This window comes from Streptomyces sp. NPDC047971 (assembly GCF_040653355.1).
Classification (GTDB): Bacteria; Actinomycetota; Actinomycetes; order Streptomycetales; family Streptomycetaceae; genus Streptomyces.
The window spans coordinates 269826-290896 of the sequence record NZ_JBEZNW010000003.1; the positions used below are offsets into that span (position 1 = coordinate 269826).

General features: G+C 73.0%; 18 protein-coding genes. 14 read left to right on the forward strand and 4 right to left on the reverse strand.

What is annotated here, in order from left to right; translation table 11 throughout:
* Nucleotides 1-108: 108 nt before the first annotated feature.
* Nucleotides 109-519 (reverse strand): Fur family transcriptional regulator, encoded by a 411-nt coding sequence (locus AB0D99_RS05340; protein ID WP_362357149.1) that lies wholly within the window; start codon nucleotides 517-519, stop codon nucleotides 109-111.
* 233 nt (nucleotides 520-752) lie between these two features.
* Between AB0D99_RS05340 and katG the strand changes: the two genes are divergently transcribed.
* The 7 genes from katG (at nucleotide 753) to mug (ending at nucleotide 9019) form a co-directional block, all read left to right on the forward strand.
* A complete protein-coding gene (gene katG, locus AB0D99_RS05345) occupies nucleotides 753-2972 on the forward strand; it encodes a catalase/peroxidase HPI (protein ID WP_362357151.1) in 2220 nt (739 codons plus the stop codon).
* Between the two features lie 130 nt (nucleotides 2973-3102).
* On the forward strand, nucleotides 3103-3540 hold the full coding sequence (locus tag AB0D99_RS05350) for a GNAT family N-acetyltransferase (RefSeq protein WP_362357153.1): 438 nt from the start codon (nucleotides 3103-3105) through the stop codon (nucleotides 3538-3540).
* A 140-nt stretch (nucleotides 3541-3680) separates the two neighbouring features.
* Entirely contained in the window at nucleotides 3681-5021 is a 1341-nt protein-coding gene (locus AB0D99_RS05355; protein WP_362357155.1) for a hemolysin family protein, read from the forward strand.
* Nucleotides 5018-6037, forward strand: a complete 1020-nt coding sequence (locus AB0D99_RS05360; RefSeq protein ID WP_362357157.1) for a hemolysin family protein — start codon at nucleotides 5018-5020, stop codon at nucleotides 6035-6037. Before AB0D99_RS05355 ends, AB0D99_RS05360 begins: the two co-directional genes overlap by 4 nt.
* 90 nt (nucleotides 6038-6127) lie before the next feature.
* A complete protein-coding gene (locus AB0D99_RS05365) occupies nucleotides 6128-6907 on the forward strand; it encodes an SGNH/GDSL hydrolase family protein (protein ID WP_362357159.1) in 780 nt (259 codons plus the stop codon).
* Nucleotides 6908-7019: 112 nt separating this feature from the next.
* Nucleotides 7020-8462 carry an adenylosuccinate lyase gene (gene purB, locus AB0D99_RS05370; RefSeq protein ID WP_362357161.1) on the forward strand — a complete coding sequence of 481 codons (1443 nt, stop codon included), beginning with the start codon at nucleotides 7020-7022 and terminating at the stop codon, nucleotides 8460-8462.
* Nucleotides 8459-9019 carry a G/U mismatch-specific DNA glycosylase gene (gene mug / locus AB0D99_RS05375; protein ID WP_362357226.1) on the forward strand — a complete coding sequence of 187 codons (561 nt, stop codon included), beginning with the start codon at nucleotides 8459-8461 and terminating at the stop codon, nucleotides 9017-9019. Before purB ends, mug begins: the two co-directional genes overlap by 4 nt.
* A 155-nt stretch (nucleotides 9020-9174) precedes the next feature.
* Here the strand turns inward: mug and AB0D99_RS05380 are convergent, their stop codons facing one another.
* Nucleotides 9175-9543: a hypothetical protein gene (locus AB0D99_RS05380; RefSeq protein ID WP_362357163.1), complete on the reverse strand. Its 369-nt coding sequence runs from the start codon at nucleotides 9541-9543 to the stop codon at nucleotides 9175-9177.
* A gap of 143 nt (nucleotides 9544-9686) precedes the next feature.
* Between AB0D99_RS05380 and AB0D99_RS05385 the strand changes: the two genes are divergently transcribed.
* On the forward strand, nucleotides 9687-10844 hold the full coding sequence (locus tag AB0D99_RS05385) for an ROK family transcriptional regulator (RefSeq protein WP_362357165.1): 1158 nt from the start codon (nucleotides 9687-9689) through the stop codon (nucleotides 10842-10844).
* A gap of 173 nt (nucleotides 10845-11017) precedes the next feature.
* Here AB0D99_RS05385 and AB0D99_RS05390 read toward each other — a convergent pair whose 3' ends face one another.
* A complete protein-coding gene (locus AB0D99_RS05390; RefSeq protein WP_362357167.1) occupies nucleotides 11018-11758 on the reverse strand; it encodes a GntR family transcriptional regulator in 741 nt (246 codons plus the stop codon).
* Nucleotides 11759-12005: 247 nt separating this feature from the next.
* On the reverse strand, nucleotides 12006-12890 hold the full coding sequence (locus AB0D99_RS05395; protein WP_362357169.1) for an RNA polymerase sigma-70 factor: 885 nt from the start codon (nucleotides 12888-12890) through the stop codon (nucleotides 12006-12008).
* Between the two features lie 115 nt (nucleotides 12891-13005).
* Here AB0D99_RS05395 and AB0D99_RS05400 point away from each other — a divergent pair, with 115 nt between their 5' ends.
* The 6 genes from AB0D99_RS05400 to AB0D99_RS05425 all read left to right on the forward strand — a co-directional run bounded on the left by AB0D99_RS05400 (nucleotide 13006) and on the right by AB0D99_RS05425 (nucleotide 21070).
* Nucleotides 13006-13836, forward strand: coding sequence for an alpha/beta fold hydrolase (locus AB0D99_RS05400; RefSeq protein ID WP_362357171.1), 831 nt, complete (start codon nucleotides 13006-13008; stop codon nucleotides 13834-13836).
* 459 nt (nucleotides 13837-14295) lie between these two features.
* Nucleotides 14296-15885 (forward strand): alkaline phosphatase D family protein, encoded by a 1590-nt coding sequence (locus AB0D99_RS05405; protein ID WP_362357173.1) that lies wholly within the window; start codon nucleotides 14296-14298, stop codon nucleotides 15883-15885.
* 77 nt (nucleotides 15886-15962) lie between these two features.
* Complete coding sequence (locus tag AB0D99_RS05410; protein WP_362357175.1) at nucleotides 15963-16385, forward strand: hypothetical protein; 423 nt, start codon at nucleotides 15963-15965, stop codon at nucleotides 16383-16385.
* On the forward strand, nucleotides 16382-16696 hold the full coding sequence (locus tag AB0D99_RS05415) for a transcriptional regulator (RefSeq protein WP_362357177.1): 315 nt from the start codon (nucleotides 16382-16384) through the stop codon (nucleotides 16694-16696). Before AB0D99_RS05410 ends, AB0D99_RS05415 begins: the two co-directional genes overlap by 4 nt.
* A gap of 232 nt (nucleotides 16697-16928) precedes the next feature.
* Nucleotides 16929-18335, forward strand: a complete 1407-nt coding sequence (locus AB0D99_RS05420) for an SWIM zinc finger family protein (protein WP_362357179.1) — start codon at nucleotides 16929-16931, stop codon at nucleotides 18333-18335.
* A complete protein-coding gene (locus AB0D99_RS05425; protein WP_362357181.1) occupies nucleotides 18332-21070 on the forward strand; it encodes a DUF6493 family protein in 2739 nt (912 codons plus the stop codon). Before AB0D99_RS05420 ends, AB0D99_RS05425 begins: the two co-directional genes overlap by 4 nt.
* The last annotated feature ends 1 nt before the right edge of the window (nucleotide 21071 follow it).

Sequence of the window (21071 nt, forward strand, 5' to 3'; positions counted from 1 at the left end):
CGACCCCCGGATGCCGCCGCAGGGCCGAGACCCGCCGACCCGACCGAGGAGACGCCTCCAGGGCGCGTGCCAGGCGTCGCGGGACAGGCGCCACTGTCGACACACGCCTCAGGCGCAGGAGGGGCACAGACCCCGGTAGGTGACCTCGACCTCGGAGACCGCGAAGCCGAACCGCTCCTCCGCCGGGAGGTCGGCCAGCAGGTCGCCGGTCGGGTGGACGTCACGGATGGTCCCGCAGCCGGCGCAGACCAGGTGCTGGTGGGGGTGGTGGGCGTTGGGGTCGTAGCGCTTGGCGCGGCCGTCGGTGGAGACCTCGACGACCTCGCCGAGGGAGACCAGCTCGCCCAGGGTGTTGTAGACCGTCGCCCGGGAGATCTCGGGCAGCCGCCGGGCCGCGCGGACGTGCACCTCGTCGGCCGTGAGGTGCACGTGGTCGCCGTCGAGGACCTCCGCGACCACACGCCGCTGAGAGGTCATCCGCCAGCCACGCCCACGCAGTCGCTCCAGCAGGTCGCTCATGTCGGTTCACCCATTCAGCTCGGACTTCGGTGGGACGTTCGACGCTCCCGGAGGGGCGTCGGGCTTCCGATGGGACAGAGGATTGACGTTCTTCTTGACTTGGACTCTGTCTATCGTAGGATCGATTCCGGCAATAGCCAAGGGACAAGATGGCTCCGGTCGGGTGACACGACCACCTCCGGAACCGCCGCCCCGGCTGAGCACCACGATCCGCCCCGTCCGGAAGGATTCCCATGTCCGAGAACCACGATGCAGTCGTCACCGACGCGAAAGCCGAGGGAACGGGAGGCTGCCCGGTCGCGCACACCGCGCGTGCCGCGCACCCGACCCAGGGCGGCGGAAACCGCCAGTGGTGGCCGGAGCGGCTCAACCTGAAGATCCTCGCCAAGAACCCCGCCGTGGCGAACCCGCTCGGTGAGGAGTTCGACTACGCCGAGGCGTTCACGTCCCTCGACCTCGCAGCCGTCAAGCGCGACATCGCGGAGGTCCTCACCACCTCGCAGGACTGGTGGCCCGCCGACTTCGGCAACTACGGCCCGCTCATGATCCGTATGGCCTGGCACAGCGCCGGCACGTACCGCATCAGCGACGGCCGCGGCGGCGCCGGCGCCGGCCAGCAGCGCTTCGCGCCGCTGAACAGCTGGCCGGACAACGGCAACCTCGACAAGGCGCGCCGCCTGCTGTGGCCGGTCAAGCAGAAGTACGGCCAGTCCATCTCCTGGGCCGACCTCATGATCCTCACCGGCAACGTCGCCCTGGAGTCGATGGGCTTCGAGACCTTCGGCTTCGCCGGTGGCCGTGCCGACGTGTGGGAGCCCGACGAGGACGTCTACTGGGGCCCGGAGACCACCTGGCTCGGCGACGAGCGCTACACCGGCGACCGCGAGCTGGAGAGCCCGCTCGGCGCGGTCCAGATGGGCCTCATCTACGTCAACCCCGAGGGCCCCAACGGCAACCCGGACCCGATCGCCGCGGCCCGCGACATCCGCGAGACCTTCCGCCGCATGGCGATGAACGACGAGGAGACCGTCGCCCTCATCGCCGGTGGCCACACCTTCGGCAAGGCGCACGGCGCCGGCCCGGCGGAGAACGTCGGCGCCGACCCCGAGGCCGCGCCGCTGGAGGCCCAGGGCCTCGGCTGGGCGAACACGTACGGCACCGGCAAGGGCGGCGACGCGATCACCAGTGGCCTGGAGGTCACCTGGACCACCACGCCCGCGCAGTGGAGCCACGACTTCTTCAAGCACCTCTTCGAGTACGACTACGAGCTCACCAAGAGCCCGGCCGGTGCTCACCAGTGGGTCGCGAAGGACTCCGAGGAGATCATCCCGGACGCCCACGACGCGTCGAAGAAGCACCGCCCGACCATGCTCACCACCGACCTGTCGCTCCGCTTCGACCCGGTCTACGAGCAGATCTCGCGCCGCTTCTACGAGCACCCGGAGCAGTTCGCGGACGCCTTCGCCCGCGCCTGGTACAAGCTGACGCACCGCGACATGGGCCCGGTCGTCCGCTACCTCGGCCCGGAGGTCCCCTCCGAGGTACTGCTGTGGCAGGACCCGCTGCCGGCGCGCGAGGGCGAGCTCATCGACGCCGCCGACATCGCCTCCCTCAAGGAGCGCATCCTCGGCACGGGCCTCACGGTCTCGCAGCTGGTCTCCGCGGCCTGGGCCGCCGCCTCCTCCTTCCGCGGCAGCGACAAGCGCGGCGGCGCCAACGGCGGCCGCATCCGCCTGGAGCCGCAGCGCAACTGGGAGGTCAACAACCCGGACGAGCTGGCGCAGGTGCTGCGCGCGCTCGAGGGCGTCAAGGCCGCTTTCGACGCCGAGGGCGGCAAGAAGGTCTCGATCGCCGACCTCGTCGTGCTCGCGGGCTCCGCGGCCGTGGAGAAGGCGGCCAAGGACGGCGGCTACGACATCGAGGTGCCGTTCACGCCGGGCCGTGTCGACGCCTCGCAGGAGCAGACGGACGTCGAGTCGTTCGCCGCTCTGGAGCCGGCCGCCGACGGCTTCCGCAACTACGCCGGCAAGGGCAACCGCCTGCCGGCCGAGTTCCTGCTGCTGGACCGGGCGAACCTGCTCACCGTCAGCGCCCCCGAGCTGACCGTCCTCGTCGGCGGCCTGCGTGTCCTGGGCGCCAACCACGCCCAGTCCAAGCACGGCGTCCTCACGGACAGGCCGGGCACGCTGACCAACGACTTCTTCGTCAACCTGCTCGACCTGGGCACCACGTGGAAGTCGACGTCCTCGGCGCAGGACGAGTTCGAGGGCCGCGACGCGGCGGGCGAGGTCAAGTGGACCGGCACCCGCGCCGACCTGGTCTTCGGCTCGAACTCCGAGCTGCGCGCGCTGGCCGAGGTCTACGCGAGCGCCGACGCGAAGGAGAAGTTCGTGAAGGACTTCGTCGCGGCGTGGACGAAGGTCATGGAGCTGGACCGCTTCGACCTCGTCTGATCGCGGAGCACGGGCCCTGAGGCCCGGCCGTGACGTCCGGGCCTGCCCCTTCGGGCAGGCCCGGACCGCTGTCCGCCCATATGGCGAAACACGGTCGACGGCGGCGCAGACCGGTGGTGGGATGCGGATCATGACCGAACTGCGCATCCGGACCGCCGCCCCGGCCGACCTCGACGCCGTCCTCGCCTTCTGGAAGGTGGCCGCCGAGGGCACCAGCATCAGCGACGACCGCGCCGGGATCGAGCGGCTCGTCTCCCGCGACCCCGAGGCCCTGATCCTGGCCGAACGCGGCGACGAGCTCGCCGGCACGGTGATCGCCGGCTTCGACGGCTGGCGCTGCCACCTCTACCGGCTCGCCGTCCATCCGGACCACCGCCGCCGAGGCGTGGGCAGCGCGCTGATCGACGCCGCCGAGGAGCGTTTCGTACGGCTCGGCGGGCGTCGGGTCGACGCCATGGTGCTCGACCGCAACGAACTCGGGCAGCATGCGTGGCGCGCGGCCGAGTACGGCCCCGACCAGGCGTGGACCCGCTGGGTGAAGCCGCTCCACGCCGCCCCCCGGGGATGAGAGCCGCTTTGCCCGTCCTTTACCATGGGACTTCCCTCCCGCACGATCGAAAGGTGTGAGCGTCCGCCCATGGGCGAGCCTCCCAGTACCAAGCGCGCGATCCCTCTGCCCGTGACTGATCATGGGACGGAGGTGAACCGATGATCGAAGTGCTTCTGCTCGTGGTGGCGCTGCTGCTCTCGCTCGCGTGCGGCGCCTTCGTCGCGGCCGAGTTCTCGCTCACCACGGTCGAACGGTCCGATCTCGAACAGGCCGTGGAGCGGGGTGAGAGGGGCGCGGCGAGCGCGCTCAAGGCCGTCAAGTCGCTCACCTTCCAGCTCTCCGGCGCCCAGCTCGGCATCACCGTCACCAACCTGATCGTCGGCATGCTCTCCGAGCCCTCGATCGCCAAGCTGATCCGCGGTCCGCTGGAGGACCTCGGCTTCTCCTCCTCGGTGGCCTCCTCGGTCGCCCTGGTCCTCGGCACGGCCCTGTCGACCGTCGTCCTGATGGTCGTCGGCGAGCTGGTCCCCAAGAACTGGGCGATCTCCTCGCCACTGGCGATCGCCAAGCGGGTCGCCACCCCGCAGCGGGTGTTCACCGCCGCGTTCAAGCCGCTCATCAGCCACCTCAACAACACCGCCAACCGCATCCTGCGCCGGCTCGGCATGGAGCCGACCGAGGAGCTGGCCTCGGCGCGCTCCCCCAAGGAGCTCGTCGCGCTGGCCCGCCACTCCGCCAAGGAGGGCGCCCTGGAGGCGGACACCGCGGAGCTGTTCGTGCGGACGCTGAACCTGGCCGAGCTGACCGCGGAGAACGTGATGACCCCGCGCGTCCAGGTCACCGCCCTGGAGGTGCAGGCCACCGCGGAGGACGTCGCCAACGCGACCCGTGCGACCGGCCTGTCCCGCTTCCCCGTCTACCGGGGCAGCCTCGACTCGGTGGTCGGGATCGCCCACATCAAGGACGTCCTGGCCATACCGGCCCACGAGCGGCGCCTGCGTCGCATCGGGGACATGGTGCGCGAGCCGCTGCTCGTCCCGGAGACCCTGACCGTCGACCGGCTGCTCGACCGGCTGTCCGGCAAGCAGACGATGGCGGTCGTCATCGACGAGTACGGCGGCACCGCCGGCGTCGCGACGCTGGAGGACATCGTCGAGGAGGTCGTCGGCGAGGTGCGGGACGAGCACGACCCGCACGAGACACCCGACCTCGCACGGGCGGGGGTGGACGCGGACGGGCGCGAGCTGTGGTCGGCCGACGGCGCCGCCCGCACCGACCAGCTGGAGGCCATCGGCCTGCGCGTGCCCGACGGGCCGTACGAGACCCTGGCGGGCGTACTCGCCACCAGCCTCGGCCGGATCCCCGCGGTCGGCGACAGCGTGGAGCTGGCCGGCTGGGAGCTCGACGTCGTGGACGCCTCCGGGCGCCGGGCCGCGCGGGTGCTGATGCACGCGCCGTCCGCCGAGGAGTCCCAGGAGACCGGGGAGACGGACCGATGACCGCGATCCAGTTGTTGATCGGCTTCCTGACCCTGGTCGTGAACGCCTTCTTCGTCGGCGCCGAGTTCGCCCTGATCTCCGTACGCCGCAGTCAGATCGAGCCCGCGGCCGAGGCGGGTGACCGCAGGGCGCGCAGCGTCGTCTGGGGTCTCGAACACGTCTCGGCGCTGCTCGCCGCGGCACAGCTCGGCATCACGCTGTGCACCCTGGTGCTCGGCATCGTCGCCGAGCCCGCCATCGCGCACCTGCTCGAACCCGTCTTCGACGCGGTCGGTGTGCCGCACGGTCTGGTGCACCCGATCTCGTTCGTGATCGCGCTGGCCGTGGCGACCTATCTGCACATGCTGCTCGGCGAGATGGTCCCGAAGAACATCGCGCTGGCCGAGCCCACCCGCTCGGCCCTGATCCTCGGCCCGCCGCTGGTGGCGATCGCCCGGGCGCTGCGTCCGGTGATCTTCACGATCAACGCCTTCGCCAACGCGATCCTGAAGTTGCTGCGGGTGGAGGTCAAGGACGAGGTCTCGGCGACCTTCTCGGACGACGAGCTGGCCAGGATGGTCACGGACGCGGGGGTCGGGGGTCTGCTCGACGACCGCACGGCGGAGCGTCTGCACGACGCCCTCGAACTGGGCCGTCGCCCGGTGCGGGACGTGGTCATGCCGGTGGAGAAGGTCGTGTACGCGGCGGTCGGCACGACGCCGGAGGAGCTGGAGGCGCTGTCCGCCGCGTCGGGCTTCTCCCGCTTCCCCGTGGTCGACACGGGCCGCCGGATCCTGGGCTACCTGCATGTGAAGGACGCCCTGGACGCGACCCCGCGCGACCTGCCGTTCCCGGTGTCCGCCATGCGGCCGATCGCCCGGGTCCGGGCGGCCACGCCGATGGACGACGTCCTGACGGCGATGCGCCGCAGCCGCACGCACCTCGCGGCGGTCCTGGACGAGGACGGCAAGCTGGCCGGACTCGTCACGATGGAGGACGTCCTGCGCGAGCTGGTCGGGCGCCCCGCGGCGTCCTGACACCGCACGATCCGGAGCCCCGGGGCGCGTCCGCGCCCCGGGGCTCCGGCGGACCGACGGCCGCATACCAGACGGTATGATCGCTCCGTCATGGAAATGAATGCCGCCTACACAAGTCTGGTCGCCGTCGGCGACAGTTTCACCGAAGGCATGTCGGACCGACTGCCCGACGGGACCTACCGGGGGTGGGCGGACCTCCTCGCGGCCCGGCTGGCCGCACGCTCCGACGGGTTCCGCTACGCCAACCTCGCGGTACGGGGGAAGCTCATCGGACAGATCGTCGAGGAGCAGGTCGACCTCGCCGCCGCCATGAAGGCGGACGTGGTGACCCTGGTCGGCGGGCTGAACGACACCCTGCGGCCGAAGTGCGACATGGGCCGGGTGCGGGGTCTGCTCACCGAGGCGGTCGAGAAGCTGGCGCCCTCCTGCGGGCAGCTCGTCCTGATGCGCAGCCCGGGCCGCAACGGCCCCGTCATGCAGCGCTTCCGGCCCCGTATGGAGGAGCTCTTCGACCACATCGACGCGCTCGCCGCCCGGCACGGCGCCCTGGTGGTCGACCTTTACGGCGCACCGGCGCTCGGCGACCCGCGCCTGTGGGACGTCGACCGGCTCCATCTGACCGACGAGGGCCACCGGCGGGTGGCCGAGGCGGTCTGGCAGACGCTGGGCCTCGCCCCGGAGCAGGACTGGCGGACACCGCTGCCCGCGAGCCTGCCGCCGGGCTGGGCGTCCCGCCGCCTCGCGGACGCCCGGTTCGCGAAGGAGCACCTCGGCCCGTGGATCGGCCGCCGGCTGACCGGCCGCTCCTCCGGTGACGGCCGCCCGGCCAAGCGGCCCGAGCTGCTGCCGTACGAGCCGCCGACGGCCTGAGCGGCCGGCGGGGACCGCCGGGGCGTGACGGGCGTCTCATGACGGTCTCGTAGCAAGAGACGAATCGGACCCTGTCGCTGGCCTGCAGAAATCGCCAGTAGAATTCGGTCACGTGACTGCTGTGACTGCGAAGCCCCGCATCCCCAATGTCCTGGCCGGCCGCTACGCCTCCGCGGAGCTCGCCGTCCTCTGGTCCCCCGAGCAGAAGGTGAAGCTGGAGCGCCGGCTGTGGCTCGCCGTGCTGCGTGCCCAGAAGGACCTCGGGATCGAGGTCCCGGACGCGGCCCTCGCCGACTACGAGCGCGTGCTCGACCAGGTCGACCTCGGCTCCATCGCCGAGCGCGAGAAGGTCACCCGGCACGACGTGAAGGCCCGGATCGAGGAGTTCAACGCCCTCGCCGGTCACGAGCACGTCCACAAGGGCATGACCTCCCGCGACCTCACCGAGAACGTGGAGCAGCTGCAGATCCGGCTCTCGCTGGAGCTGATGCGGGACCGCACGGTCGCCGTCCTGGCCCGCCTCGGCAAGCTCTCCGGCGAGTACGCCGAGCTCGTCATGGCCGGCCGCTCCCACAACGTCGCCGCCCAGGCCACGACCCTCGGCAAGCGTTTCGCCACGGCCGCCGACGAGCTGCTCGTCGCGTACGGCCGCCTGGAGGAGCTGATCGCCCGCTACCCGCTGCGCGGCATCAAGGGCCCGGTCGGCACCGCCCAGGACATGCTGGACCTGCTCGGCGGCGACGCGGCCAAGCTGGCGGACCTGGAGCAGCGGATCGCCGGTCACCTCGGCTTCGCGCACGCCTTCACCTCGGTCGGCCAGGTCTACCCGCGCTCGCTCGACTACGACGTGGTCACCGGGCTCGTGCAGCTGGCCGCCGCGCCGTCGTCGGTCGCCAAGACGATCCGCCTGATGGCCGGCCACGAGCTGGTCACCGAGGGCTTCAAGCCCGGCCAGGTCGGCTCCTCCGCGATGCCGCACAAGATGAACACCCGCTCCTGCGAGCGCGTCAACGGCCTCATGGTCATCCTCCGCGGCTACGCGTCGATGACGGGCGAGCTGGCGGGCGACCAGTGGAACGAGGGCGACGTCTCCTGCTCGGTGGTCCGCCGGGTCGCGCTGCCCGACGCGTTCTTCGCGCTCGACGGTCTCCTGGAGACCTTCCTGACCGTGCTCGACGAGTTCGGCGCGTTCCCGGCCGTCGTCGCCCGCGAGCTGGACCGCTACCTCCCCTTCCTCGCCACCACCAAGGTCCTGATGGGCGCCGTCCGCGCCGGGGTCGGCCGTGAGCTCGCCCACGAGGCCATCAAGGAGAACGCCGTGGCCTCCGCGCTCGCCATGCGCGAGCAGGGCGCCGAGCGCAACGAGCTGCTGGACAAGCTCGCCGCCGACGAGCGCATCCCGCTGGACCGCGCGCAGCTCGACGCGCTGATGGCGGACAAGCTGTCGTTCACCGGCGCCGCCGCCGACCAGGTCGCCGTGGTGGTCTCCCGTGTCGAGGAGATCGTCAAGCGGCACCCGGAGGCCGCGGCGTACACCCCCGGGTCGATCCTCTGACCCGGTTCACACCGCAGGAGCTCGAGGCCGCCCGCGACCGCGTCATCCCCGACGTGGCCGCGGGCGGCCTTTCGGTCCTCTTCTGCGGGATCAATCCGGGACTGATGTCGGCGGCGACGGGCCACCACTTCGCGCGGCCGGGCAACCGCTTCTGGCCGGTGCTCGACCTGTCCGGCTTCACGCCACGGCTGCTGAGGCCGGCGGAGCAGGACGAGTTGCTCTCGTACGGGCTCGGCATCACGAACGTGGTGGCGAGGGCGACCGCGCGGGCCGACGAACTGAGCGCCGAGGAGTTCCGGGAGGGCGGCCGGCTGCTGACGGAGCGGGTCGAGCGGTTGCGTCCGCGCTGGCTCGCGGTGGTCGGCATCACGGCGTACCGGACGGCGTTCGGGGAGCGTGGCGCCGCGGTCGGTCCGCAGGACCGGACGATCGGGGAGACCCGGATCTGGGCGCTGCCCAACCCGAGCGGTCTGAACGCGCGCTGGACGCTGTCGTCGATGGCGGAGGAGTACGGGCGCTTGCGCGAGGCCGCGGAGCTTCCGGACCGGCGGGTCTAGGCGCGGCAAGCGCGGGGGCCGGAGTACGGGCGCTTGCGCGAGGCCGCTGAGCTTCCGGACCGGCGGGTCTAGGCGCGGCAAGCGCGGGGGCGGGGTCCGGCCGGGCGGCGCGTGTCGGCCGTCGGGCGGGCGACGGCCTCGCCGTGGCCGGGGCGCTACGGCGGTTCGGTCTCGGTGACCCAGGCCATGAGCCGGAACTCCCCCTCGCCGCAGGGCGCGAGGCCGAGGGCGACCCAGCGGGCGTCCACGCGCCAGAGCTGGATGTCGGGCACCGAGGCGCAGATCTGCGACCAGGGCGGCGGTATCGCCTCGCCCGCGCCGACGCGGGCGAGCAGGCCGTACAGGCCCAGCAGGTGCGGCGGGCCCCAGCGGGCCTCCAGGAGCAGCGCGAGCGCTTCCCGCTCTGCCTCCGCCTGTTCCTCCGTGGGGTCTTCGACGGGTAACTCGGTCATGTGGAAGCCCTCGGCGGGGAACGCGCGGGCGCGCAGCAGATCGAGGGCGGTGAGGTGCTGTGCGAGCGTCATGGGTTCAGTAAACCCGCAGCCTCTGACAGCCGGCGCCCCGTCAGACCGCTCGCCCGCCGACGGCGGGCGCGGGCGACGCTCGCCGCCCTCCGGTCCATTGAGTAACATCCGCCAGACACGCGTACGAGCTGGGAGGACACACTGTGGGGCGGCTGACCGGCGGGGATCCGTCGCTGCTGCGGCGGATCAACTCCGCGGTGGTACTCCATGCTCTGCGGGGCGCCGACGCGCTCACGCTCACGGACCTGACCCGGATCACCGGGCTGTCACGGCCGACGGTCGAGGGCGTGGTCGAAGGGCTGATCGTCGGCGGTCTCGTCGTCGAGGCGGCGCCCGAGGAGGGCGAGGCAAGACGGCAGGGACGCCCCGCGCGCAGGTTCCGCTTCCGGGCGGAGGCCGGGCATCTGCTGGGCATCGAGATCGGACCGCACCGGGTCGCCGCCCTGTTGTCGGGTCTCGACGGGCGGATCATCGGCGCGGGGGCCCGTGAGGTCTCGGAGACGGCACCGGAGGACGAGCGGCTGGAGCGCGTCCGCACGGTCGTCGCGGACGTGCTGCGCAGGGCCGGGGTGGCCCGCTCCAACCTTCGGGCGGTCGGCGTGGGGACGCCGGGGATCGTCGAGGCGGACGGGACGGTGCGGCTGGGCACGGCGCTGCCCGGCTGGACGGGCCTGGCGCTCGGGGAGCGGCTGCGGCGGTCGTTCCGGTGCCCGGTGCTGGTGGAGAACGACGCGAACGCGGCGGCCGTCGCCGAGCACTGGAAGGGCGCGGCGACCGACTCCGACGACATCGTCTTCGTGCTCGCCGGGCTGAGCCCGGGCGCGGGCTCGCTGATCGGGGGGCGTCTGCACCGCGGATTCGGCGGGGCGGCCGGGGAGATCGGGGCGCTGCACCTGCTCGGCCAGGGAGCCACCCCGGAACACCTGCTGTCGACGACGGACGAGCCACTGCATCCGCTGGACGAACAGGCGGTCACCGAGGTCTTCGCGCTGGCCCGGCAGGGCGACGCGCGGGCGGAGGCGGCGGTGGAGCGTTTCACGCAGCGTCTGGTGCACGACGTGGCGGCGCTGGTGCTGGCGCTCGACCCGGAGCTGGTGGTCATCGGCGGCTGGGCGGCCGGCCTGGACGGCGTGCTGCAGCCGCTCCGCGACGAGCTGGCCCGTTTCTGTCTGCGCCCGCCGCGCGTGGTCCTGTCGATGCTGGGCGAGGCGGCGGTGGGCACGGGCGCCCTGCGCCTGGCCCTGGACCATGTGGAGGAACAACTCTTCGCCGTCGAGGGCACGGTGACGGCCCGTCGCTGACGGGTCCGTCGCCCCGCTCGTCGGCCGCTCGCGGCGGGCCTGGTTCGCCGGGTCCTCGGGAGGGCGGCCGACGCGGTCGGCGCCCGTCCGGAACGGAGCGAGCCCGTGAGCGGACCGCCGCGGCGGTGCCCCTCACGGGCTCGGTGCGTGGAAGCGAGCCGGTGTCGGTCGGCTCAGGACGCCATCACCAGGTCGCCCGAGTCGCCGAACGTCAGGCGGCAGGTGTCGGCGCGGTAGGTGGCGACCGATACCGCCGCGGTGCGGCCCTCGGAGAGGTAGCGGGTGGTGACGACGAGGACCGGGGCGCCGGGGAGGCGGTCCAGTTCCTTGGCGTCGTCGGCGCGCGCGGAGCCGAGCTCCACGGCGCGGTCCTGGCCGTCCAGGGCGAGCCGCTGGAGTTCGCGCAGCACGCCGCGGGCGCGGGCCTGGCCGGACGGGGTGTCGATCGCGGTCAGCTCGGGGACGGAGTCGGACGGCACGTAGAGGAGCTCGGCCGCGACCGGCTGGCCCTGGGTGACCCGCAGACGGCGTACGACGTGCACCTGCTCGTCGGGCTCGATGTCCAGGAGGCGGGCGACGGAGGCGGGCGCCACGGCGGTGGCCGAGTCCACGGACTGCCAGGTCTCCTCGGCCACACCGGGCCAGCCGTGCTGCGTGGTGGAGACGTCCACCCCGACACGGGGCGGTGCGACGGTGGTGCCGACGCCGCGACGGCGCTGCAGGCGGCCCTCCAGCTCCAGCTGCTCCAGGGCCTGGCGGAGCGTGGCCCTGGCGACGCCGAAGCGGGCGGCGAGCTCGCGTTCGTTGGGAAGGATCTCACCGACCGCGAAGTCGGAGTCGAGCGCTTCGCCGATCACGGTCTTGAGGTGCCAGTACTTCGGCTCCGGCACCGTCTCCAGCTGCGTGGTCCCCACCCTGATCCTCCGCATTCGCCGTGTCCCCGGCGGTTTTCCGCGCCCTTGTTTATTAAAGGTTCCTGCACTATCTCTGCGACCATAAGGCGGCGCACCCCCTTGGTCAAGACCAATCCTGACGCGGATACCCGGGAACGCGCCCGTCCGGCGTAGATCGTTCACAGGACGTTCGCGCCGCCGTGAGCCGCGCGCAGCAAAGCGCCCCGCCTCCGGAGCGGAGACGGGGCACCTGTGGGAGGCCGTCAGGTCAGTCGACGTCCACGGCGTGGAGCTTGTCCGGGTTCCGGACGATGTAGACGCACTGGATGCGCCCGTCCCGCACCTCGATCTGGAAGACCGAGTCGGGCTTGCCGTCGACGAGCGCGAGCAGCGCGGGTCCCGCGTTGAGCTCCATGAAGCGGAACTCGTAGAGGGTCTCCGCGCCCTGGCTGACGGCGGCGAGGAAGCGGCCGACCTTGTCCGCGTTCTCGATGATCCGCAGGGGCGCCTTGGACTTGCCTCCGCTGTCGCCGACGAGACGGACGTCGGGGGCGAGCAGGTCCAGGAGCTGTTCGAGGTCCCCGCCGGCCGCGGCGGCGAGGAAGCGCTCGGTGAGGTCGCGGCGCTCGGCCGGGTCGACGTCGTAGCGGGGCCTGCCCTCGTCGACATGGCGGCGGGCCCGGCCGGCGAGCTGGCGGACGGCCGCCTCGGAGCGGTCGAGGGCGGTGGCGATCTCCCCGTAGGGGAAGCCGAAGGCCTCGCGGAGCACGAAGACCGCGCGCTCCAGCGGTGAGAGGGATTCGAGGACGACGAGCACGGCGACCGAGACGGAGTCGGCGAGCATGGCGCGCTCGGCGGTGTCGGGGACGGCGGGGCCGAAGTCCGTGACGACCGGTTCGGGCAGCCACGGCCCGACGTACGACTCCCGGCGGGACTGGACCTGGCGCAGCCGGTCGAGCGCGAGGCGGGTGGTGATGCGTACGAGGAAGGCCCGCGGCTCGCGGACGTCGTCGCGGTCCGAGGAGGTCCAGCGCAGCCACGCCTCCTGGACCACGTCCTCGGCGTCGGCGACGCGGCCGAGCATGCGGTACGCCACGCCGATGAGCATCGGCCGGTGTTCTTGGAAGACGTCGGTCAGAGTGTCGGTCGCCACTCCCCCATCCCAGCCGACCGGCCGGAGTCTGTCCAGTTCCGGCCGAACTCTTGAACTCCTGCCTACTGAGCGGTAATCCTTGCTGACAGGGTGTCTAAGTCAGGGAGTCAGGCGTATGTCCGAGCAGATCTCGTTCACGATCCCATCCCCGCGCGGTCCGCGGAGCGTGTCCCTGACGTACGAACGCAGGGGCGCGGGTGAGCCGTTGCTGCTGCTCCACGGCATCGGGCACCACTGGCAGGCGTGGGAGCCGGTGCTCGACATCCTCGCCGCCGAACGCGACGTCGTCGCCGTCGACCTCCCCGGCTTCGGCACCTCGCCCGCCCTGCCGGAGGGCTTGGACCACGACCTCTCGACGGTCGTGCCGGTGCTCGGCGCCTTCTGCGAGGCCGTCGGGATCGAACGGCCGCACGTCGCGGGCAACTCCCTCGGCGGGCTCCTCTCCCTCGAACTGGGCCGAGAGAAGCGGGTGCGTTCGGTCACGGCCCTCTCCCCGGCCGGGTTCTGGTCGGAGGGCGAGCGCCGGTACGCCTTCGGCACGTTGCGCGCGATGCGGGCGGCGGCCCTCTCGATGCCCGTGCCGCTGATCGACCGGCTCTCCCGCAGCGCCGCCGGGCGCACGGTGCTGACGAGCACGATCTACGCACGTCCCGGGCGCCGCTCACCCGAGGCGGTGGTCGCGGAGACGCTCGCGCTGCGGGAGGCCACCGGCTTCCGGGAGACGCTGGAGGCGGGACGGACGGTGCGGTTCGCGGAGGACGTCTCGACCGTGCCGGTCACGATCGCCTGGGGCACCCGCGACCGGCTGCTCCTGCCCCGGCAGGGGGTCCGCGCCAAGCACACGATGCCGGGCGCCCGTCTGGTGCGACTGCCGGGCTGCGGTCACGTCCCCATGAACGACGACCCGGCGCTCGTCGCCCGGGTCGTCCTCGACGGCAGCCGCTGACGCCTTCGCCCTCGCCTCCTGTCCCTGCGCCGCGTTGCGGAAGTCGTCCTGGGTGGCGGCCGGACCGAGGGGCTGCTGGAACGCGTACGTCCCCCAGTGCGTCGGGAGCGTGCTGGACGCCGGCACGGCAGCGGTCTCCAGGTCCAGGACCACGAGGACTTCGTTTCGTTCGGGCTCGACGCCGGGCTGGACGACGGCGAGCAGGGCGGTTCCGGAGGGGGCGGGCGCGCGCTGGGGCCCACTGCCGGAGCGGGTGGCCGGGCCCGAGCGCGGCGGGCCTCGGCGGGTGCGGACGTGAAACAGGGCCGCTTCCCCGGGCCGTCCTGCCGGGCCGGCCCCTGGGCCGAACGGGGTCCGGTCCGGTCTGTTCACGTGGGGTTCGTGTGTCCGCCGTCCCTCGGCGCTAGGCATGAGGACGGCACGACGGATGCACCCGGCCCAGCACTTGGAGGCGCTTCGATGTCCTACTCCGTCCCCGGCGGCTCGTCCCCCGCCCGTCGCAGCGTGCTGCGCGGCTCGCTCGCCGCGTCGGCGGCGCTCACCCTCGGTGGTGCCGCGGCCTCCGCCCCGGCGCTGGCGCTCTCGGGGCGGCCACGGGCCGCGTGGGGGGTGCAGACGGGCGACGTGACCTCCTCCTCGGGTCTCGTCTGGGTCCGCTCGGACCGGCCGGCCCGGATGATCGTGGAGACCTCGGCGAGCGAATCGTTCCGGCGCGTCCACCGCCACGTCGGCCCACTGCTCGGCGCGGGCAGCGACTTCACCGGGACGACGGCGCTGCGCGGGCTGCCCGCCGGCGAGCAGATCCACTACCGGGTCACGCTCGCGGACCAGGACGACCCGCGCCGCACCGGCGAACCGGTCGTCGGCACCTTCCGTACCGCTCCGGCGCGGCGCCGCGACGGGGTGCGCTTCCTGTGGTCGGGCGACATCGCCGGGCAGGGCTGGGGGATCAACCCGGACATCGGCGGCTTCCGGGCGTACGAGGAGATGCGCCGGCTGAACCCGGACTTCTTCCTGTGCAGCGGCGACACCATCTACGCGGACGGGCCCCTCCAGCCGACCGTGACCCTGCCCGACGGCCGGATCTGGCGGAACGTCACGACCCCGGAGAAGGCGAAGGTCGCCGAGACCCTGGACGAATACCGCGGCAACTTCCGCTACAACCTCCTCGACCACCACGTACGGGCCTTCAACGCCCAGGTGCCGTCGATCGTGCAGTGGGACGACCACGAGGTCCGCAACAACTGGTACCCCGGCCAGATCCTGGACGACGCCCGCTACACGGAGAAGGACGTGGACGTGCTCGCGGCCCGCGCCTCACGCGCGTTCGCCGAGTACTTCCCGGTCTCCACGCTCCACGCGCGCGGTGGCGCCGTGGAAGGGCGGATGCACCGGGTGGTCCAGTACGGCCCGCTGCTCGACGTCTTCGTGCTCGACATGCGCTCGTACCGCAACGCCAACTCCCCCGGTCGCCAGGCGGACGACACCACCGGCATCCTCGGCTCCGAGCAGCTCGCCTGGCTGAAGCGCGAGCTGAGCCGCTCGCGGGCGGTCTGGAAGGTGCTCGCCGCCGACATGCCGCTGGGCCTCGTCGTCCCCGACGGCTCGGCGGACATCGAGGGCATCGCGCAGGGCGACCCCGGCGCCCCGCTCGGCCGGGAGCTGCAGATCGCGGAGTTGCTGCGCTTCATCAAGCACCGGCGGATCACCGGCACGCTCTGGCTGACCGCCGACGTCCACCACACCTCGGCCCAGCACTACGCGCCCGAGCGCGCCGCCTTCCAGGACTTCGCCCCCTTCTGGGAGTTCGTCTCCGGCCCGCTGGCCGCGGGCGGCTTCCCGGCCAGCAGGCTGGACGCCACCTTCGGCCCCGAGCGGGTCTTCGTACGGGCGCCGGAGCGGGCGAACCTCTCCCCGATGGAGACCCCGCAGTACTTCGGCGAGGTTGACATCGACGGCGGGAGCGGGGAGTTGACGGTCCGGCTGCGCGCCGAGGGCGGAACCGTGCTGTTCAGCAGGGCGCTTCAGCCGGGCCGGGTCGGCCAGTGACCACAACCCTCGTTGCCTCGGCGGCATTTACTTGCCATAGTGGAAAGTAGTTGCTGTCGAGGACGAGGGGGACCGTCATGTCCGCACACACGGACGCGGCGCAGGCGTTGCACCGGTCACGCGCGATGGAGGACGCGGTACGCAAGCGCAGCGGCTGGTACGGGCGCTATCTGCTGGTCTTCGGCGCCACCCAGCTCGCCCTGGTGCCGACGATCCTGCTGTGGCGGAGCCCGCTCGTGACCGCCGTCTCGATGACCCTCTACGCGCTCGTCGTGGCCGGGCTGAGCTTCTACGCGGCCCGCCAGCGGGCCGTCCGGCGGAGCTTCGGACTGCGGCACGGTCTCGTCATCGGGGGCTGGGCCGCGCTCTACGCGGCCGCGCTGGTCCTCGGGCTGAACGTGTGGGCGGACAGCGTCCCGTTCGCGCTGGTCGCGGCCGTCTGCTGCGCGCTCCCGCCCGCGGTCGGGGCTTGGCTGGAGGCGCGGAGGCCCACGACGTGAGCGCCACGGAGCAGCAGGGCGCCCACCCCCGGCACGATCTGGAGCCGCTGCTGACGTCGCCGGTGCGGCTCTCGGTCGTGGCGGCTCTCGCACCGCTGGACAAGGCCGAGTTCGCGTTCGTACGGGATCTGGTGGAGGTGACCGACTCGGCGCTGTCGAAGCAGGTGGCCGCGCTGGAGGAGGCGGGGATCGTGTCGGTGGACAAGGGCCGGGTGGGACGACGCCCCCGGACGTGGCTGGCCCTGACCGCCGAGGGCCGGACCGTGTACCGGCGCCATCTCGACGCCCTGCGGGCGATCGCCGGGGCCTGAGCGGCGGCAGCGGGGACAACGGGCCGAGGACGCGGGCCGAGGACGCGGGCCGACGCACGCCCCCGGCTGGGGACGCCGGCCGGCGCACGCCACCGGCTGAGGACGGGGGCGGACGCATGGGCCCCCGGCCGAAGGCGTGCGCCGGCGGAACGCCCCCTGGCCGAGGCCGCGGTGACGCCCTGATCCTCGCGGTCCCGGCTCGTTGTCAGTGGTGGGTCCTACCGTCCTTTCCATGACGCGATCCGTACAGGCGCTCGCCTATTCACGCCCGTCCGCCCTGGAGTCCTCCGGTGCCGGCCGACTGCTCGGCCTGGAGACCTCCGGTGGGCTGACCCCCGCGGGCGCCGAGGCGCATCCCCGTTTCTTCTCCGGCTTCCTGACGTCCCCGCAGATCGCGGCACGCGGTCTGCTCGCGGTCGCCGACGTGGCGGCCGCCCGCTACTACCAGCGGATACGGCCGGGTTCGCTGGACCCGGTCGTGACGGGGAACGGCGACCGGCTGCGCTTCGAGTCCTTCTCGGGCTGCGGTGGGGTGTACGCGCGGCTCGACGTGCTCAGCGAGGGGCTCGACGGCGCGGAGACGGGACACGGCACCACCAACGTCGACGTCAACAACCCCCTGCGTGAAGCCCTGTCCCGGATGACGGGAACCGATCCGCTGCATCTGAGGGTGGGCCCGGACGAGCTGGCGGTGACCACTCTGGAGGGCGCGGTCGTCGAGAAGAAGGTTCCGCTGCCCGACCGCTGGCTGCGGGGCTTCGCCGAGGCGCAGGTGGCGTCCGCGGGGTTCGATCTGCGCGCGGAGCTGACGGGCCCGGAGGCCGTGCGGTTCCTGCGCTCGCTGCCGCGCTCGCAGGGCAGGGGCGCCGGGCCCCTCTGGGTCGTGCAGCACGGCCGCACCCTGCGGCCCACCACCCGGCCGGTGCCGGGCGCCGTCTGTCTGCCGGGTCCCGACCGGCTGGTGGCGCTCGCGCGGGTGCTGCGGCACGCGATCGCGCTGCGGGTCTACGGTCCGGTGCCGGACGGGGTCGCCACCGCGAGCGCCTGGGAGGTGACGCTGCCGGGCATGCGTCTCACGCTCACGCTGTCGCCCGACGCCTCCCGGGGCTTCTCCGGCGAGGGCGGTGTCCTGGAGGCGCTGGCCACGGAGGAGGCGGCGCAGGACGCCGAGCTGGTCTCGGTCCTGCTGGCCTGGGAGCCGCGCATCGATCTCGCCGAACTGGGCGCGCGGGCCGGTCTGTCGGTGGACCGGGTGCGTGCCGCGCTGACCCGGCTCGGCACCGCGGGCCGCGTCGGGTACGACGTGGCGGACGCGGCGTACTTCCACCGGGAGCTGCCGTACGACGCGGACCGTGCCGAGCGGCACAACCCCCGTCTGGTGGCGGCGCGCGCCCTCGTCGCCGAGGGGGCGGTCGTCCTCGACGGCGACCTGGCGACGGTCGCCTCCGGCGAACGGCGCTACCGGGTGAGGGAGTCCGGCGGGGTGCTGAGCTGTACGTGCCAGTGGTGGGCGGACTACCGGGGCCGCCGGGGTCCGTGCAAGCACGCGCTGGCGGTGCGCATGGCCCGGCGCGGTGCCGTGCCGAGTGCCGTGACCGGGGACGCGGCCGGAGTCGTGACCGTCGGAGGTGCGCGATGAGCGACTCCTTCGACCAGAGCGCGCTGAAGGCGCGGCTCACCGCGGCCCGAGCGGGACGTGCGGTGAACAAGCTGCTGGTCACCGTGCGGGCGGGACGGGACGAGGCCGTTCCCGGGCGGCTCAAGGAGCTGGGGCCCGGCGACCGCAAGGCGGCCCTCGCGGAGCTGAAGGCGCTGCGGACCGAGGTCCGCGGCTGGGGCTGGGGCCGCTGGAACGAGCAGTCCAGGGTCCAGCGCGCGCTGCGGGTCGCCGGCGCCGGGTGTCACACGGGTGCGGCTGCCGCGGCGGCCTGGATCGGCGGCCGCGATCTGAACGACTGGGGCAGGTCGACCACCGACCTCCTCCTGGAGGTGCTCGCCGAGCGGGACCCCGCGTGGCTGGGCGACGTGGCCAAGCGGCTCGCCGAGCGGCCGGCCGTCGCGGAGGGGGACTACCGGCTGGTCCACGAGCTGGTCCTGCGTTCGGGCTGCGCCGTTCCGACGACGGACGGCTACATCCTGGGCTGGACCCGCGAGGTGACGGGGCACCACCTGCTGGAGCGGCTGCGCGCCGACCCGCAGACGCCGGTACTGGTACCCCGGATCTTCGACATGATCGAGACCCCCGACCGGCTGACCTGGACTGTGGGACCGGAGGCCCCCACCCACTGGCCCACCGCGCTCAAGGCGCTCGCCGCCGAGGGCGTCCTCGACCGGGCGATGCTGGTGGACGGCTGTGTCGCGCGGCTGCTGCGCGGCGGGAAGCCGCGCGATCTGCGCTTCCCCCTCGCTCTGCTGCAACTGCTCGGCACGAACGGGGAGGAGCGGCGCGGCCGTACGGCCGAATGGATCGGCATGGCCGCCGACGCTCCGTCCCCCGTGGCGGCCTACGCGCAGGAGGTCCTGGCGGGGCTGGCCGCCGAGGGCGATCTCTCCGTCCAGGACCTGGCCGAGATGTCGGGGCCGGTGCTCTTCCGCACGGAGAAGAAGCTGGTGCGGGCCCAGTTGTCGTTGCTCGCCAGGGAGCTGCGCCGCGGGTCCGGCGCCGCCGCCGACCTGCTGCCCCTGGTCGCGGACTCGTTCGGGCACGAGGACACGGGGATCCAGGAACGAGCGCTGAAGCTGGTGGCTCGCCATCTGGCCGAGGTGGACGAGCAGGTGCGCGAGGAACTGGCTGCCGCCGCAAGCTCCTTGAGCGCCGTGCACCGGCAGGCGGCCGAGGAGCTGTTCGGTGGCGCGGCGGACTTCGGGGACGGTCTCCCGTACGAGGAGGTCCTGCCTCCCGTGCCCGGTCCGCGGCCCGTGCGGGATCCCGCCGGTACGGTCGCGGAGCTGGTCGAGGACCTGGTGGCCGTGTCCAAGGGACGTACGACCGCGCCCGAGGAGTTCGAGCGCGCGCTGGACGGACTGGTCCGTCATGCCCACCTCCACCGCGAGGAGCTGAAGGGGGCGGTGACGGCCGCGTTCGCGGACGCGTTCTGGATGCGGACATCGGAGGGCCGTCCCCGGGATCCCTTCGGGCATCACACCTACGGTGTGGACGTCGTCCTCGCCGCCCTGCTGGAGATGGTGCGGCCCTCGGTGATCCAGGGTGCGATGGTGCACGGTCACAGCCTCGGCTCGTGTGTGCACGAGGCGCTGGACCGGGTGGTGGACGCGCGGCTGTGGGAGGTCGCCTCCGTGATCGGTTCGGGCCGGCTTCCGTTCCTGCTCGCGGCCCCTTCGTGGCACACGGGGGCGATCGATCCCGCGGTACTGGTGGAGCGGCTGCGGGTCTACCGGGACGCGGGCGTCGAACCGGCCCCGGCGGATCTCGCCCAGGCGCTGCTGCGGGTCCACAAGGCCGGCCCGTCGGCGCGGGACGCGGCGGTCGCGGCGGCGGAGCTCGGCACCAGGGCCGGTGAGCGGCTCGCGGACTGGCTGGCGGCGGACCCTTCCCTCATGCCGGGCATGCGGTTCCTGGCGCGCGGCTCCGAGGTGGGACAGGGGGCGTGGCGGCTGGCTGAGCGGGTCGTGCTGAGGATCCGCGAGCGGAGGGCCGTGCGCGAGGAGTTCCCGCAGGCGTTCCAGTGGCTGGGAGGCGCCGAGAGCGAGACCGGCCATCGCTGTCACCACTGGATCGGCGAGCGGGTGAACTGGCCGGCCGCCCTGCCGGACGACCGGGAGACCCTCGCGGGCCTTCTGCTGCCGGTTCTCGCCGGTGGGGTCGAGTGGGACGAGCGCGGGGTCACCTGGGGTCTGACGGCGCTGGCGGAGTCCGGTGGGCCGGTCGGTCCGGCGACGCACCTGGCGGTGGCGATCGGCCTCGGCTGCCGTCATGCGGAGGATCGGCTCACGGCCGTGGACACGCTGCTCGTCCTCGCCGCGCGGGGCGATCTCGACGTACGTGGGCTGGGCGAGCGGCTGTCCGAGCTCGTCGGCGACGGCACGGTCAAGGTCAACCGCCTCGCCGACTCCGCCCGGACGTCCGCCGCGACGGGTGCGTACGCCACCACATGGGCGGTGCTCGCGAGTGCGCTGCCCGGTCTGCTGGCGGCGCAGAAGCCGGTGCGCGGACTCGGGGAGCTGCTGGCCGTGGCCGCCGACTGCGTGGAGCGGTGCGGAGCGCGGGCCGAGGTGGCGGGGCTCGACGCGGTCGCCGAACGCGGCGGCTCCTCCCAGGTCGTGGCGCAGGCCCGGCGGCTGCGGAAGGCGCTGAACAATCCACCCCAGAAGGCCGATCAGGACGTGACACAACCGGTCTCATTCCGTCACTAAG

Bases quoted from the DNA above. Each gene is read 5' to 3' on its own strand.
- AB0D99_RS05340 (WP_362357149.1), bottom strand. From the start codon at position 519: ATGAGCGACCTGCTGGAGCGACTGCGTGGGCGTGGCTGGCGGATGACC.
- katG (WP_362357151.1), top strand. From the start codon at position 753: ATGTCCGAGAACCACGATGCAGTCGTCACCGACGCGAAAGCCGAGGGA.
- AB0D99_RS05350 (WP_362357153.1), top strand. From the start codon at position 3,103: ATGACCGAACTGCGCATCCGGACCGCCGCCCCGGCCGACCTCGACGCC.
- AB0D99_RS05355 (WP_362357155.1), top strand. From the start codon at position 3,681: ATGATCGAAGTGCTTCTGCTCGTGGTGGCGCTGCTGCTCTCGCTCGCG.
- AB0D99_RS05360 (WP_362357157.1), top strand. From the start codon at position 5,018: ATGACCGCGATCCAGTTGTTGATCGGCTTCCTGACCCTGGTCGTGAAC.
- AB0D99_RS05365 (WP_362357159.1), top strand. From the start codon at position 6,128: ATGGAAATGAATGCCGCCTACACAAGTCTGGTCGCCGTCGGCGACAGT.
- AB0D99_RS05380 (WP_362357163.1), bottom strand. From the start codon at position 9,543: ATGACGCTCGCACAGCACCTCACCGCCCTCGATCTGCTGCGCGCCCGC.
- AB0D99_RS05400 (WP_362357171.1), top strand. From the start codon at position 13,006: ATGTCCGAGCAGATCTCGTTCACGATCCCATCCCCGCGCGGTCCGCGG.
- AB0D99_RS05405 (WP_362357173.1), top strand. From the start codon at position 14,296: ATGTCCTACTCCGTCCCCGGCGGCTCGTCCCCCGCCCGTCGCAGCGTG.
- AB0D99_RS05410 (WP_362357175.1), top strand. From the start codon at position 15,963: ATGTCCGCACACACGGACGCGGCGCAGGCGTTGCACCGGTCACGCGCG.
- AB0D99_RS05420 (WP_362357179.1), top strand. From the start codon at position 16,929: ATGACGCGATCCGTACAGGCGCTCGCCTATTCACGCCCGTCCGCCCTG.
- AB0D99_RS05425 (WP_362357181.1), top strand. From the start codon at position 18,332: ATGAGCGACTCCTTCGACCAGAGCGCGCTGAAGGCGCGGCTCACCGCG.